Here is a 15,086-nt window from a genome sequence, read left to right as displayed (position 1 = left end):
GCACCGTGCACCTGTCCGACCGCCAGCGCGCCGCCCTGGCGAGCATCTGCGACACGTTCGCGCCGGGTGACGGCGCCGGGACCCCGTCGGCCAGCCGGCTCGGCGCGACCGAGGTGATGGCCGCACTCGTCCTGCACAATCCGCGCGCCGCCGAGGTCCGGCAGTTCCTGCGGCTGCTGGACCGGTGGGACTCCCCCGCCACCCAGTTCGTCCTCGGCGGTTCCGCGCGGCCGTTCTCCCGGCAGTCGCAGGAGCGCCGGGAGAAGACGCTGCTCGCGCTGGCCCACTCGCGGATCACCGCCAAACGGGCGCTGTTCCAGGCGCTCAAGGGCGCCGCCACCCTCTCCTACTACCTGACGCCGGGGCCGGCCGGGCACTCGCCCGTGTGGGACGCCATCGGCTACCCCGGACCGCTCGGGGTCCGGCCCGACGCGCCCGCGCCGCCGCTGACCCCGGTCCACCCGTCCGCGCCGACCACGCTGGACTGCGACGTCGTCGTCGTCGGATCCGGCGCCGGCGGCGGCACTGCCGCCGCGGTCCTCGCCGGGCACGGCCTGGACGTGGTCGTCGTCGAGAAGGGCGGCTACTACGACGACCGGGACTTCGACGGCGGGGAGCTGTCCGGACTGTCCCGGCTCTACGCCCCGGGCCCCGCCGCCACCGCCGAGGGCCAGCTCAGCCTCCTCCAGGGGCAGTGCCTCGGCGGGGGCACAGTGGTGAACTACACCACGTCGTTCCCCACCCCGGCCCGGGTACGCGAGGAGTGGGCCGCGCGCGGCGTGCCGCAGTTCGCCACCGACGAGTACGACAGCTGCCTCGACGCGGTGTGGTCGAGGCTGGGCGTCAACCGCGAGCACGGCCGGATCTCCTCCCGGGACGCGCTGATGGAGCGCGGACTGAACCGCCTGGGCTGGCACGTCGACGAGATGCCCCGCAACGTCGACGGCTGCGACACCGGTGTCGAGTGCGGGCGCTGCGGCCTGGGCTGCCGGATCGGCGCCAAACGGTCCGCGACGAAGACCTGGCTGGCCGACGCGGAGCGCGCCGGTACGCGGCTCGTCGTCGGCGTCGACGTGCGGACCGTCACCGTCGAAGCGGGCCGGGCGACGGGCGTGACCGGCCATACCGCGAACGGCCACCCGGTCGCCGTACGCGCCCGCGCCGTGGTGGTCGCGGCCGGCAGCGTGCAGACACCCGCCCTGCTCCGCCGCTCCGGGCTCACCAACCCGAACATCGGCCGGCACCTGCACCTGCATCCCGCGACCGGCGTGTGGGGCGTGTTCGCCGAGGAGGTGCGGCCGTGGGAGGGCGGGATGCAGACCCGGTACTCCACCGAACACGCCGATCTCGACGGCCGCGGCTACGGCGTCATCTACGAGACCGCCGCCACCAACCCGGCCACCGCTGTGTCGTTCATGAGCTGGACGGGCGGACGGGCACATCTGGACCGGATGCGCGCGCTGCCGCACCTCGGCGGGGTCGGCGTGATCACCCGCGACCGCGACAGCGGTGAGGTCCGGGTCGGCCGCGACGGCGAGCCGGTGGTGCACTACCGCCTTTCCCCCTACGACGCGGTCCATCTGCGAGCAGGGATCGCCGGCGCGGCCCGGATCGTCGAGGCGGCCGGAGCGCTGCGGCTCTGGTCCGGACACCAGCGCGGCCCGGTCTGGGAACGCGGCACGGGTTCCATCGACGAGTTCGTCCGGCACGTCGAGACGCTGGGGACCGCGCCCGGGCAGGTCGCCATGGCCGCCCTGCACATCATGGGCGCGGCCCGGATGGGCGGCAGCGCGGCGACGTCGGTGGCCCGGCCGGACGGCGCGACGTGGGAGGTCCCCAACCTGGTCCTCGCCGACGCGTCGACCTTCCCGGGGTCGCTGGGCGTCAACCCGATGATCTCCGTGGAGGCCATCGCGTACATGAGCGCCCAGCGACTCGCCGCCGCGCTCTGACCGCCGCTACTCGAACCGTTCGCCCCGCTCGGCCATGGCCGTCAGCAGCGGCGGCGGGTCGAACCGCTCGCCGTAGCGCTCTGCGAGCACCCGGGCACGGGCCACGAAGCCCGGCAGCCCGCCGTCGTACTGGTTGACGTACTGCAGGACGCCACCGGTCCAGCTCGGGTAGCCGATGCCCAGGATCGAGCCGACGTTGGCGTCGGCCACCGAGGTCAGCACGCCCTCCTCCAGGCACCGCACCGACTCGATCGCCTCGATGAAGAGCATCCGCTCCTTGAGGTCCTCGAAGGGCGTGTCCAGGTTCGTGCCGCCGAACTGCTCCCGCAGCCCCGGCCAGAGCCCGGCCCGCTTCCCGTCGCGGTAGTCGTAGAAGCCGGCACCGCCGGAGCGTCCGGTCCGGCCGCACTCGTCGATCATCCGGTCGATCACCGCGTCGGCGGCGTGCGGCTGCCAGGTGCCCCCGGCGGCCACTGTCGCGGCGGCCGTCTCCTGGCGGATCTTCCGGGGCAGGGTGAGGGTCAGCTCGTCCATCAGCGCGAGGACCGGCGCGGGATAGCCGGCCTGGCTGCTGGCCTGCTCGATGGTCGCCGCCGGAATGCCCTCGGCCAGCATCGCCACGCCCTCGTTGGTGAACGTGCCGATGACCCGGCTGGTGAAGAAGCCCCGGCTGTCGTTGACCACGATCGGCGTCTTGCGCAACTGGCGGACGACGCCCAGCGCGCGGCCCAGCGTGGCCTCGTCGGTCCGCTCCCCGCGGATCACCTCGACCAGCGGCATCTTGTCCACCGGGGAGAAGAAGTGCAGCCCGACGAACTCCTCCGGCCGGCTGACGCCCTCGGCCAGCAGCGTGATGGGCAGCGTGGAGGTGTTGGAGGCGATGAGCGCGTCCGGCGCGACCTGCTCGATCTCGGCGTACACCTTGTGCTTGAGCGCCGGGTCCTCGAAGACCGCCTCGATGGCGAGGTCGACGCCGGCCAGGTCGGCGAGGTCGCCGGTGGCGTGGATGCGGCCCAGGATCTCGTCCCGCTTCTCCGGCGTGGACCGGCCCCGCGCGACCGCCTTGTCGAGCAGGCCCGCCGAGTACGCCTTGCCCCGCGCCGCGCCCTCGGCGGTGACGTCCTTGAGCACCACCCGCATCCCGGCGCGGGCGCAGACGTACGCGATGGCGGCGCCCATCATGCCCGCGCCGGCGACGGCGACGCTGCGTACCGGCTCGTGGTCGCCACCGGCGGTGCGGGACCGGGCGGTCTGGAGGTCGAAGAAGAGCGCCTTGATCATGTTCTTGGCGACCTGGCCGGTCGCCAGCTCGGTGAAGTACCGCCCCTCGATGACGAACGCGGTGTCCAGGTCCACCTGAGCGCCCTCGACGGCGGCGGCGAGGATGTTGCGGGGCGCCGGGTAGGGCGCGTCCTTGAGCTGCTTGCGCAGCAGCGCGGGCATGGCCGGCAACTGCACCGCGAGGCCGGGGCTGGACGGGGTGCCGCCGGGCATCCGGTAGTCCTTGCGGTCGTACGGCTGGGTCGCGTCCGGGTGGGCGGCGATCCACTCACGGGCGGCGGCCATCAGGGCGTCCCGGTCGGCGGCCAACTCGTCGACCAGCCCGTGCGCGAGCGCGTCCTGCGGCCGGCGGCGCTGGCCGCGCAGCAGCCAGTCGGTCAGCGCGGCGGTGACGCCGAGCAGCCGGACGGTACGCACCACGCCGCCGCAGCCGGGCAGCAGACCGAGCGTGACCTCGGGAAAGCCGATCTCGATGGCCGGGTCGTCGAGCACGACGCGGTGGTGGCAGCCCAGGGCCAGTTCCAGTCCGCCGCCGAGGGCCGATCCGTTGACGGCGGCGACGACCGGGCGGCCGAGCGTCTCCAGCCGGCGTACGGCCTGCTTGAGCGCGGCCGCGTCGGCCGCCGACGCCTCGGCGTCGGCGGGCGTGAGCCGCACCAGGGTCTCCAGGTCGCCGCCGGCGAAGAACGTCTTCTTGGCCGAGGTGACGATCACGCCGGTGATCCGGTCACGCTCGGCTTCGAGCCGGTCCACGGTGGCCGCCAGGCTCTCGCCGAACTCCGCGTTCATCACGTTCGCCGAGCGGCCGGGGTGGTCGAGGGTGAGCAGCACGATGCCGTCGTCGCCGTGCTCCCACCGGATGGTGTTTGCCATTCGTGCTCCTCAGATTCGTTCGATCACGGTCGCGATGCCCATGCCGCCGCCCGCGCAGAGCGTGGCCAGGCCGTAGCGGCCGCCGCGTCGTTCCAGTTCGTCGACGAGCGTGCCGAGGATCATGGCGCCGGTCGCGCCGAGCGGGTGGCCCATCGCGATCGCCCCGCCGTTGGCGTTGACGATGTCCGGGTTCAGGCCGAGGTCGGCGACGAACCGCAGGACCACCGCGGCGAACGCCTCGTTGATCTCCACCAGGTCGAGGTCGTCGACGCCGAGACCGGCCTTCGCGAGCGCCTTGCGGGCGGCCGGGGCCGGGCCGGTGAGCATGATGGTGGGGTCGGCGCCGCTGAGCGCTGTGGCCACGACGCGGGCGCGCGGGGTGAGACCGGCGGCGGCGCCTGCCGCCTCGCTGCCGATCGCGACGAGCGCAGCGCCGTCCACGATGCCGGAGGAGTTGCCCGCCGTGTGGACGTGCTCGATGCGCTCGACCCAGTGGTACTTCTGCAACGCGACCGCGTCGAAGCCCGCCTTCTCACCGATCTCGGCGAACGAGGGGCGCAGCGCGCCGAGGCTCTCCGCCGTCGAGTCGGCCCGGATGTGCTCATCCCGGTCCAGCACGGTCAGCCCGTTACGGTCGCGTACCGGCACCACGGACCGGGCGAAGTAGCCGTTGGCCCACGCCTTCGCGGCCCGCGCCTGCGACTGGAGCGCGTACGCGTCGACCGTCTCCCGATCGAAGCCGGCGATGGTGGCGATGAGGTCGGCGCTGATGCCCTGCGGCACGAACCCGGTGGTGAAGTTGACCTCCGGGTCGAGCGCCCAGGCCCCGCCGTCGGAGCCCATCGGCACCCGGGACATCGACTCGACGCCACCGGCGAGGACGAGGTCCTCCCAGCCGGAGCGCACCTTCTGCGCGGCGATGTTCACCGCCTCCAGCCCGGAGGCGCAGAAGCGGTTGAGCTGGACCCCGGCCACCGTGTCGGGCAGGCCGGCGGCGACGGCGGCGGTCCGGGCGATGTCGGCGCCCTGGTCGCCGAGCGGGGACACCACCCCGAGCACGATGTCGTCGATCAGCGCCGGATCGAGGCCGGGCATCCGCCGCAGGGTCTCCTCGATCAGGCCGGTGATCAGCGAAACCGGCTTCACCCCGTACAGCGATCCGGTCGGCTTGCCCCGCCCGCGCGGCGTGCGCAACGCGTCGTAGATGAACGCATCGGTCGTCATGCCAAGCTCCTCATTGCTCACCCGCATGCGAATTTCGCCTAACTTTTCTTGAGCCTGCCGCCGCTTGTCAAGACGCGTTCCGCGCTGTCCGGCTCCGACCCCGCCGGGGAAACGGCCGAGGGGCGTCACCGGATGTACGCGAGGGGGCGCTAACGTGTAGCTGTGCGACAAGCAGCCAGCGACACCGCCCCGGCACCGGTCAGACGGCCCAAGGACCGCAAGGCCCGAATCGCGCTCGCCGGGGCCGAGTTGTTCTGCGAGCGGGGCTACCACGGCGTCTCGGTGGACGAGATCGCCGCCGCCGTCGGCATCAGCGGGCCGGCCGTCTACCGGCACTTCCCGAACAAGTACGCGATCCTGGTGCACGCCACCCGGGAGGTCGTCGGCGCCCTGCTCGCCGCGACCGGACAGCCGGCGGCGAGTAACGCCGACGGGCTGCTCGACGAGCTGCTGCGCGCGCTCGCCGAGGTCGCGGTGAGCAGGCGGCGGGTGGCCGGGCTGTACCAGTGGGAGGGCCGCTACCTGACGCCCGAGCACCGGCAGGAGTTCGCCGCCTCGATGGCCACGCTCGTCGGCCGCGTCGCCGCGCCGCTGCGCGAGTTGCGTCCCGAGCTGACCACCGCGCAGGCCGACCTGCTGGTGAACGCGGCGCTGAGCGCGTTCGGCAGCGTGACCACGTACCGGGCCGCGGCCACCGGCGCCGACACCGAGCACCTGCTCACCCGGGTCGCCCGGACGCTGCTGCGGACCGACGCGCCGACGGTGCCGCTCCGGCGGCGTACCGCGCCGCAGGACATGCCCGCCACCGGGCCGGTGCGTCCGGCGTCGCGGCGCGAACTGCTGCTCATCGAGGCGATGCGCCTGTTCCACAGGCACGGCTACCACGCAGTCGCGGTCGAGGACATCGGCCGCGCCGCGGGCATGCAGGCGTCCAGCGTGTACCGCTACTTCCCCGGCAAGGCCGACCTGCTCGCGGCCGCCTACTACCGGGCCACCGACCGGCTCACCGGGGCCACCACCGCGGCGATCGCCGAGGCGAGCGACCCGGCCGACGCGCTGCACCGGGTGGTGCGCGCCTACGTCGACTTCGCGTTCGGCCAGAGCGACCTGGTCGCGGTGTACCTGGCGGAGAACAACAACCTGCCGGACCGGGACCGCCACCAGTTGCGCGGCGCGCAGCGGCTGCACGTCGAGGAGTGGGTGGGCCTGGTCCGGGCGGTACGACCGGACCTGCCGGCCGCCGACGCCCGTGTGCTCGTGCACGCCGCGCTGAACGTGGTCACCGACGTCGGGCGGCTCGGCCGCTTCGACCGCACCGCCGGCTACGACGACCAGACCGCCCGGCTCGCGCTCGCCGTCCTGCACGCCTGACCGGCGTCACCGCGAGCGCGCGGGCGGCGTGAGGCGCTGTGGTTGACTGACACCCATGGTCCCGTGCCCGTCCGCGTCCGCCCGGACGATCCGGTGACCACCGGGCCGGCCGCGGCCACCCGGCCCCGCAACCGCAGACAGGTCATCGTCGAGTCGGCCGGGCAGGTGTTCAGCGAGCGCGGCTACCACGGCGCGTCCATGGAGGAGATCGCCGCGGCGGTCGGGATCAGCGCGCCCGCGCTGTACCGCCACTTCCCGAACAAGTACGCGTTGTTCGCCGAGTGCGCCAACGTGATGGTGGACAACCTGGTCGGGGTCATCGACGAGTGGCCGCCGGACGCGGCGCTGGCCGACGTGCTGCTGGCCCTCACCCGGGTCACCGTCGCGCACCGCGCCTCCGGCGGCATCTACCGGTGGGAGGCCCGCTACCTCGGCCGCGCGGACCGCCACCTGCTCCGCGCGAAGTTCGGCCACGTCGTGGGCCGGGTGACCGAGATGGTACGGCGGGACTACCCGCTGCCCGACGAGCGGCTGCGGGCGGTGGCCGCGCTCGGGGTGATCGGCTCGGTGACCATGCACCGCACCTCGATCGCCCAGCGCCGGATCGAGGATCTGGTGCTGCGGTCCGCGATGCGGGTGGTGGCCACCGATCCGGCCACCGCTGCCGGGACGGCGCGGCTGGTCGAGCTGCCCGCCCAGCCGGTGCCCCGGACGCGGCGTGCGGAGATCCTGGCCGCGGCCGTACCGCTGTTCGCCCGGGACGGGTTCGCCACAGTCACCAACGCGCAGATCGCCCAGGCGGTGGGGCTCGCACCGTCCGCGATCTACCGCCACTATCCCGGCAAGGTGGACATCCTCGTGGCCGCCTGCCTCCAGGCGGCGGAACTGCTCGCCCAGGCGGTGGACCGCAGCCTCCAGCGGGCGGCCGACCCACGGCAGGCGGTGGTCGCGCTGGCGGCGGCGTACGTGGCCTACTGCTTCGAGCACAACACCCTCAACAGCGTGGCCGAGGCGGAGGTGGCCGGCCTGCCGGACGACGTACGGCGTCCGCTCATCCTCGCCCAGCGGGAGCACATCGCGGTCTGGGAGCAGCAGTTGCGGGCGGTCCGGCCGGACCTGGACCGGCGGCAGGCCCGGCTGCTCGTGCACGCCGGGTTCGGCGTGGCGGTGGAGGCCGGGCGCGCCCTGCGCTGGCAGGACTCGCCCGGCCACCGGGACGCGGTCACCGCGCTGGTCACCGGCGCCCTGACGCTCTGAGCCGGCACGGACTCAGGTGCCCGGCCGGTTCATGACCGGGATCGTGATCGGGGTGTGCGACGCGGACGAGCCGTTGTTGAGGAACAGCATCGCCAGCCCGCGGATGAACCTGTCGAACAGGCCGAACGTCTCCGGCATGAGCGGCGAGAGCCCTTCGCGGAACATCACGTACGTCGGCCAGCCGGCCTCGATCACGCCCCGGGAGATGTAGTCGCGGGGCAGCCGCAGCCAGTCGCCGATCCGGTCGGTGAGCACGTAGCGCGCGAACTCGCGCTGGAATCCCCGGGTGACGCCCAGGTCCACCGAGGACGTCAGGTTCAGCAGGATGTCGGCCAGGTCGATGCCCTCGGGCGTCGGCGCGAGCAGCGGGGACAGCGCGTACCGGGACTGCTCCTCGGCGGCGGCCCAGCTGTTCGGGATGAACTCGTCGCGCACGCCGAGCAGGTGCAGCGCGACCTGCCACATGTGCAGGTAGGCCTCCTCCTCCGCGGCCGACATCCGCAGTCCCCAGCGACGCCAGTCGAGCAGCTTGCGGTGCACGTACGTGCCGAGGCTGTGGAAGGTGATGAGGATGTCGCCGTTGCTGATCGGGATCGGGTGGTCGGTGACGCCGCGCCACGGCGCGGACTGCGGCAGCAGGTGCCGCACGGCCGCGTGGGTGAGCCGCGTCTTGTGCGAGGTGACCACGAAGCTGCCGGTGGCCTTGAACGCGTCGGGGGCGCTCAGGTCGTACCCGTAGGTGAAGGTCTTCGCGGCGCGCGACTTCATGTCCGCGCCGCCCTCGGACCAGTAGACGTTGCGGGCCTCGCGCGGGATCACCGTGCTCATGATCCCGCTGCCCAGGCCGTAGAGCAGGAACAGGTACATGCTCATGCGCTTGTTGAACTGGGCGGCGCGGTCCAGCTTGGCCTGGTCGGCCCAGGACGGCAGCGTGTTGACCCGCCGCAGGTAGGTGGTGAGCGCCGGGGGCAGGCCGGCGGGCAGCGCGTCGCCGTTGCGGATCCAGGACGCGAACGCGGTGTTCACCGCCGGGATCTGACCGGCGTCCAGCATCGAGGCGACGAGCGGGTCGGTGTCGTCGTCCCAGACGTCCCACGGGTCGGTGACCGTGTCGGTCCCGGCGATCGAGCCGGACGACGACCACGCCCACGCCTTCGGGGCGTCCGCCACCGCTACCAGTCCCAGCGCGGCGCCGAGCGTCAGGACGCTTCGTCTACTGAGATTCTCCATTAGCACCACTTCCCGGTTCGACCGGACATCGCCCTGAACACCGGCCCGTGAGGTGCGCCCAAGCAGGTTTCGAGTTATCCGGGGATGTGATTTTCTATTAACATAGAGGAGCTTGACTGCATCGGCAAGGGTGGACGGTGGGGGTGGTGGCGATGGCTCGTGACGGGCGGTACCGCTGGTTGCGCCGGATCGAGACGCTCGATCCGGTCCGCGACCACCACGAGATCTACCGGCTCTCCGCCGGATACGAGTTCCCCTTCGACTACCAGCGGGCGCTGGAGCTGGCGCTGCTGCGCACGTTCTGCGTGCCGAGCATCTCCGCGCTGCTCGACGCGACTGGCGAGTTCCGGCTGCGGGCGCAGCAGCGCTACGACGACACCGCGCTGCTGATGGCCGAGCTGCTGGAGCACGGGTACGACTCGCCGCGCGGCCGGGAGGCGCTGCGGGTGGTCAACCGGGCGCACGGCCGGTACGCGATCTCGAACGACGACATGCGGTACGTGCTGTCGACGTTCGTCTACGAGCCGATCGACTGGCTGGACCGGTACGGCTGGCGCCCGCTGCACGAGCACGAGCGGCTGGCCGCGTTCCACTACTACCGCGCGGTCGGCGCGCGCATGGGCATCCGCGACGTCCCGGCGGACTTCGACGCGTTCCGGGCGTTCAAGGACGCGTACGAGCGGGACACGTTCCGCCGTACGCCGAGCAACGAGCGGGTCGCGGCGTACACGCTGGACCTGTTCGCGTCCTGGTACCCGGCGCCGCTGCGCCCGGCCGCGCGGCTCGCGGTGCGCGCGCTGCTGCCGCCCGAGATGCGGGCCGCCTTCGGGCTGCCGGCCGCGCCGCGACCGCTGACCGCGCTGGTCGGCGGCGCGCTGCGCGCCCGGGCCGCCGTGGTGCGGCTGCTGCCCGCGCGGACCGTGAGCCGGCTGACCCGCGCGCCACGCAACCGCACCTATCCCGGCTACCCGCGGGGGTACCGACCCGCCGACCTCGGCGCGCCGCCACCCCCGCCCGGCATCGACCCGGCGCTACTCCGTGACGGGCTCCGCCACCGCGTCGCCCGGCCGGTAGAGGGCGTCGATCCGGTCGCCGTACCTGTCGACGATGACCCGGCGCCGTAGCTTCAGCGTCGGGGTCAGCTCGCCCGACTCCGGCGTCCACGCCGACGGCAGCACCTGGAACGTCTTGACCTGCTCGGGCCGGGCGAGGCGCGCGTTCGCCGCGTCCACGGCGGCCTGGATCTCGGCCAGCAGCACCGGGTCCGAGGCCAGCGTGGGCAGCTGCGGGTCGCTGACGCCGTGCGTGCGCGCCCACTGCGGCGCGACCTCCTCGTCCAGCACGATCAGCGCCGTGACGTACGGCCGCCGGTCGCCGATCGCGACCGCCTGACCGATGAGCGGGTGCGCCCGCAGCAGGTTCTCGATCTGCGCCGGCGAGATGTTCTTCCCGCTGGACGTGATGATGAGTTCCTTCTTGCGGTCGGTGATGGTGAGGAAGCCGTCGTCGTCGAGCGTCCCGACGTCGCCGGTGGCCAGCCAGCCGTCCGCGTCGACGACCGGCTCGACGCCGCCGTCCTCGCGCAGGTAGCCGGAGCACACCAGCGGACCCCGGACGAGGATCTCACCGTCGTCGGCGAGGCGTACCTCCATGCCCACGTTCGGGCGGCCGACCGTCCCGGTGCGGAAGCGGTCGGGGGTGTTGAGGGTGGCGGTGCCGGTGGTCTCGGTCAGACCCCACACCTCCAGCACGTCGACGCCGAGCCCGGCGAGGAACCGCAGCACGTCCACCGGGATCGGGGCGGCGCCGCTGCCGGGCCAGGTCATGTTCTGCAGGCCGAGGGTGGCCTGCAACGGTCGCAGCACGGTGTCCCGGGCCTGCGCCACCCGGGCGGCCAGCTCGTCCGGCACCGGCTCTCCGGCCGCGCGCAGCTCGTACGCCTCCAGTGTCACCGCGGTCGCGGCGGCGACGGCGGCGCGGACCGCGGGCTCGGCGGTGGCCAGGTGGGCCTGGACGCCGGCGGCCATCTTCTCCCAGACCCGCGGCACCCCGAAGAACGAGGCGGGGCCGACGGTGCGCAGCGCCGCGACGAGCTGCGTGGCGTCGGGGCAGATGGTCACGTGCCCGGCGCGGTAGATCGGGTTGTAGATGCCGAGGAACCGTTCGGCGATGTGCGCGAGCGGCAGGTAGGCCACCGTCGGCGCGTGGTCGGGGACGGACACCATCGCGTCCAGCGCCACCGCCTGGTAGATCACGTTGTGGTGGCTGAGCACGACGCCCTTCGGGTTGCCCGTCGTGCCGGACGTGTAGAGCAGCGTCACCGGCTGCTCGGGCCGGATCGTGCGCCAGCGCCGCTCGAAGGCGTCCGGGTCCGCCTCGCGTGCGGCCCGGCCGAGGGTACGCACGCGCGACAGCGGCACCGCGTCGCCGGCCGGTTCGGCGGGCTCGTCCACCAGCACCACCCGCAGCAGGTCGGGCAGGTCGGCCAGGATCGGCCGCCAGCGCTCCAGTTCGGCCGGCCCTTCCAGCACGAGCACCTGGGCGGCGCTGTGCCGGGCCAGGTAGCGCATCTGCTCGGCGCTGAGCGTCGGGTAGATCGTGGACGGCACCGCGCCCAGGTGGACCGCGGCGAGGTCGACGAGCCAGTGCTCGGTGCGGCTGGACATCATGATCAGCATGTGCCGCCCGGCCTCCAGGCCGATCTCGGCCAGGCCGGCGGACAGCTCGGCGACCTCGTCGCGCAGCGCGGCCCAGGTGCGGGTGTCGTCCCGGCCGAGCGTGGTCAGCGCGGGCCGGTCGGCGTACTCGGTGGCGTTGCGGTGCAGCAGCGCCGGGACGGTCAGGTCGGCGGCTTTCTTGGCGCAGTCCTCGGCGAGGACGTGGGCGGGGTCCATGGGCTACTCCTTCACACGCAACCGGGCCTGGTGGTGGCAGGGCTGGCCGCACCCCTCGCCGTGGTGCCCGCGCGGGTTCCGCAGCCGATGGCAGCACTGTAAACGAGGGTTAACTTCCTGGGAAGGAGTGGCCGTGATCTGGCGCGGTATCGCGTCGTGACGGCAACCTGGCGACGAACGCGGACTAACCAAACGGCCCGCCGGTCACTGCGCGGTCCAGCCACCGTCCACGTGCAACACGCTGCCGGTGACGTAGCTCGCGGCGTCCGAGGCCAGGAACAGCACCGCGCCGACCACCTCCTCGGGACGGCCGAACCGGCCCATCGGGATACGGTCGCGCAGCCGCTTCGACCACTGCTCGTGGCCGCGCAACCCTTCGGTCATCGGGGTCTCCAGGTAGCCGGGCGCCACCGCGTTGACGCGTACGCCCGCCGCCGCCCACTCCAGCGCCAGCGTGCGGGTGAGCTGCTCGACGCCGCCCTTGCTGGCGCTGTACGCGGCCAGGCGCGGGAAGCCGACCTGACCGTGCACGGAGGACATGTTGACGATGCTGCCCGCGCCCTGCTCGACCATGAGCGCGCCGGCCGCGCGGGCGCAGACGAACACCCCGGACAGGTTGGTGTCGATCACCTGCTGCCAGTCACCGAGGCTGAGCCGCTCGCTGCGGTGCAGCGCCGGGCTGATGCCGGCGTTGTTGACCAGGACGTCGAGCCGCCCCCACCGCCGCCGCGCCAGGGCCACCACGGCGTTCGCGGCCGACTCGTCGGCGACGTCACCGGCGACCACCTCCGCCGTGCCGCCGCCGGCCGTGATCCGGTCGCGCACCTCGTCCAGCGCGTCCGGCCGCCGGGACTGGAGGATCACCGACGCGCCGGCCCGGGCCAGCCCCTCGGCGACCGCCGCGCCGACGCCCTGACTGGCGCCCGTCACCCACGCCACCTTGCCCGACAGCATCCCCTCGACCAGCGCCACCGTGGACTCCCCTCATCGCAAACCATCGACAGTTGTCGTCATAAGCCTTGTGGACACCGTTACCACGTGCTCTCATGTGATACACGGGCGCAACATTCGTTTCACCGTATCAGCGGCCTCGACCCCGAGGAGTGAACGTGGAACCGGTAAGCAGGCGCAAGATGTTGAAGGCCGGTGGGGCACTGGGCGCGCTCGGCGCGCTCAGCGTCGCCGCTCCGGCACAGGCCCGGTCGGCGTGGACCTGGTCTCCGAAGGGATCGGTGGCCGGCGCCGGCGCGGGCGTGGACCCCCGCTGGGTGTGGGACGAGGAGGCCGACCCGCTCGTCGCCTCCCTCCTGGACCGGGGCGAGGCGCCACTGGTCAACCAACTGCTGCGGACGTGGACGAAGAACGGCCAGCCGCTGCCCTCCGGCCTCCCGGCGGACGTCCGCGCGTTCATCGAACGCGCACGCGTGCTGCCGTCCTGGGTGGACCAGGGCAAGCTGGCCACCGCCGTGCGCTTCAACGAGAAGCGCGGGCTCTACCTCGGCGTGCTCTACGGCCTGGCCAGCGGCATGATGAGCACAGTCATCCCGAAGGAGGCGCGCGCCGTCTACTACTCCAAGGGCGGCGCGGACATGAAGGACCGCATCTCCAAGACCGCCAAGCTCGGGTACGACATCGGCACCGCCAACGCGTACCAGCCCGACGGCTCGATGATCGTGACCGCCGTCAAGACCCGGCTCGCGCACGCCGGTGTGCGTCACCTCCTGCCGCAGTCGCCCGAGTGGGCCGACGTCGCGCCCGAGGACATCCCGATCAGCCAGCGGGACATGATGGTCACCTGGCACAGCCTGCCGACCACGGTCATGCGGAAACTGACCGACTGGCGGGTGCCGATCCCCGCCGCCGAGTCGGCGGCCTTCCTGCACCTGTGGCAGGTGGCCGCGCACATGCTCGGCATCAGGGACGAGTACATCCCGGCCACGTGGAGCGAGGCGAACTCCCAGGCCGGCGAGGTCCTCGACCCGATCCTCGCGCCCACCCGCGAGGGCAACGCGCTCGCCGACATCCTGCTCGGCCTCGGCAAGGAGATCGACGCCGGGCTGCTCAGCAAGCCCATCCTCGGCTCGTTCACCCGGTTCATGCTCGGCAACCAGATCGCCAACTGGCTGGAGATCCCGCGCGACCTGCTCTGGGACACGCTGCTGCGGACGAGCTGGGGCCCGTTCATCGCGGTCCGGGAGGCGCTGCTGCCGTTCCCGCTCGCACCGGAGTGCTACTGGCTGTTCGACGAGTTCCTGCGCAAGCTCGCCCTGCTGTTCCTGTCCGAGGGGCAGTCCATCAACATCGAGATCCCGCTCGGCAACCGCGAGTTCTGACCACCGCGTCGCAGCCGGGGCACCTCCCGTCCCCGGCTGCGGCGACGAGCGCCCGGGTGAGCACCATGACCGTGTCCCTCCCTCCGTTCCTGGGGTACGTGCTGGCCGCGCCGGTCCTCGTGGCCGCTGCCGAACTCACCGCCGCGTACCCGGCCGCCGCCCGGACGCCGTCGCCGGACGTGGCCGGGCTGCTCGGACTCGGCGAGATCATGACGGCCACGGCCCTGCCCGGGGCGGCCCTGATCTCCGTCGAGGTCGCCCCGGACGGGACCGTGTCGTTCACGCTGCCGCCGGACCGGTACGACGGCGACACCTCGGCCGCCGAACTGATCGCCGACGGGCTCTCGGTGCCGCGCCGGCGCGTGCGTGTGCCACCGCCACGACCGGCAGCCGGCCGGACACGTGGCGCACCCCATCCGGCCGTCGGAACCCGTACCCCGCTCCGGGTCGCCGTGGCGGTGGCCCGGCGGCGGCTGCTGGAGGCCGCGTCGGCGACGCTCGGCACGCCCGTCGCCGGCCTGCGGCTCGCGGCCGGCGCCGTCACCGACCGCGCCGGCCGCCGCCTCGACATCGGCGCCCTCGCCGCCACCGCCGCCAGCACCAGCACGATCGCCGTGGCTGTCGACCTCACGCCACGGTGACCGGCGCCGCCGATTCAACGGCCCTCTGCC

At 73.1% G+C, this 15,086-nt stretch carries 11 protein-coding genes; 6 read left to right on the top strand and 5 right to left on the bottom strand.

The annotated features are described in order from the left end of the window. The first annotated feature begins 5 nt into the window (after positions 1–5). On the top strand, positions 6–1,952 hold the full coding sequence (locus ML5_RS11250) for a GMC family oxidoreductase N-terminal domain-containing protein (RefSeq protein ID WP_013474775.1): 1,947 nt from the start codon (positions 6–8) through the stop codon (positions 1,950–1,952). 6 nt (positions 1,953–1,958) lie between these two features. On the opposite strand, the gene ML5_RS11245 is transcribed toward ML5_RS11250, so the two are convergent. Together ML5_RS11245 and ML5_RS11240 are read right to left on the bottom strand one after the other, a co-directional pair. Beyond that, entirely contained in the window at positions 1,959–4,106 is a 2,148-nt protein-coding gene (locus ML5_RS11245) for a 3-hydroxyacyl-CoA dehydrogenase NAD-binding domain-containing protein (RefSeq protein WP_013474774.1), read from the bottom strand. Positions 4,107–4,115: 9 nt separating this feature from the next. Continuing rightward, positions 4,116–5,330 (bottom strand): acetyl-CoA C-acetyltransferase, encoded by a 1,215-nt coding sequence (locus tag ML5_RS11240; RefSeq protein WP_013285318.1) that lies wholly within the window; start codon positions 5,328–5,330, stop codon positions 4,116–4,118. 162 nt (positions 5,331–5,492) lie between these two features. Here ML5_RS11240 and ML5_RS11235 point away from each other — a divergent pair, with 162 nt between their 5' ends. Together ML5_RS11235 and ML5_RS11230 are read left to right on the top strand one after the other, a co-directional pair. Then, complete coding sequence (locus tag ML5_RS11235; RefSeq protein WP_013474773.1) at positions 5,493–6,701, top strand: TetR/AcrR family transcriptional regulator; 1,209 nt, start codon at positions 5,493–5,495, stop codon at positions 6,699–6,701. A gap of 63 nt (positions 6,702–6,764) precedes the next feature. Beyond that, the gene (locus tag ML5_RS11230) at positions 6,765–7,958 is read left to right on the top strand and encodes a TetR/AcrR family transcriptional regulator (protein ID WP_236619404.1); all 1,194 of its coding nucleotides are present in this window, start codon (positions 6,765–6,767) and stop codon (positions 7,956–7,958) included. 12 nt (positions 7,959–7,970) lie between these two features. On the opposite strand, the gene ML5_RS11225 is transcribed toward ML5_RS11230, so the two are convergent. Next, positions 7,971–9,188, bottom strand: a complete 1,218-nt coding sequence (locus tag ML5_RS11225) for an oxygenase MpaB family protein (RefSeq protein WP_013285315.1) — start codon at positions 9,186–9,188, stop codon at positions 7,971–7,973. A 152-nt stretch (positions 9,189–9,340) separates the two neighbouring features. On the opposite strand from ML5_RS11225, the gene ML5_RS11220 reads away from it, so the two are divergent. Beyond that, entirely contained in the window at positions 9,341–10,312 is a 972-nt protein-coding gene (locus ML5_RS11220) for an oxygenase MpaB family protein (RefSeq protein WP_013474771.1), read from the top strand. Here the strand turns inward: ML5_RS11220 and ML5_RS11215 are convergent. Together ML5_RS11215 and ML5_RS11210 are read right to left on the bottom strand one after the other, a co-directional pair. After that, entirely contained in the window at positions 10,220–12,082 is a 1,863-nt protein-coding gene (locus ML5_RS11215) for a long-chain fatty acid--CoA ligase (protein WP_013474770.1), read from the bottom strand. The genes ML5_RS11220 and ML5_RS11215 overlap by 93 nt on opposite strands. A 204-nt stretch (positions 12,083–12,286) precedes the next feature. Then, positions 12,287–13,054, bottom strand: coding sequence for an SDR family NAD(P)-dependent oxidoreductase (locus tag ML5_RS11210; RefSeq protein WP_013474769.1), 768 nt, complete (start codon positions 13,052–13,054; stop codon positions 12,287–12,289). A 137-nt stretch (positions 13,055–13,191) separates the two neighbouring features. On the opposite strand from ML5_RS11210, the gene ML5_RS11205 reads away from it, so the two are divergent. After that, positions 13,192–14,415 carry an oxygenase MpaB family protein gene (locus ML5_RS11205; RefSeq protein ID WP_013474768.1) on the top strand — a complete coding sequence of 408 codons (1,224 nt, stop codon included), beginning with the start codon at positions 13,192–13,194 and terminating at the stop codon, positions 14,413–14,415. A gap of 65 nt (positions 14,416–14,480) precedes the next feature. After that, positions 14,481–15,056 carry a hypothetical protein gene (locus tag ML5_RS11200; protein ID WP_013474767.1) on the top strand — a complete coding sequence of 192 codons (576 nt, stop codon included), beginning with the start codon at positions 14,481–14,483 and terminating at the stop codon, positions 15,054–15,056. Positions 15,057–15,086: the final 30 nt, after the last annotated feature.

This window comes from Micromonospora sp. L5 (genome assembly GCF_000177655.2).
GTDB classification, from domain to species: Bacteria; Actinomycetota; Actinomycetes; order Mycobacteriales; family Micromonosporaceae; genus Micromonospora; species Micromonospora aurantiaca.
The sequence above is the reverse complement of the archived record's forward strand: the minus strand, read 5'-3'. Positions and strand labels throughout refer to the sequence as shown.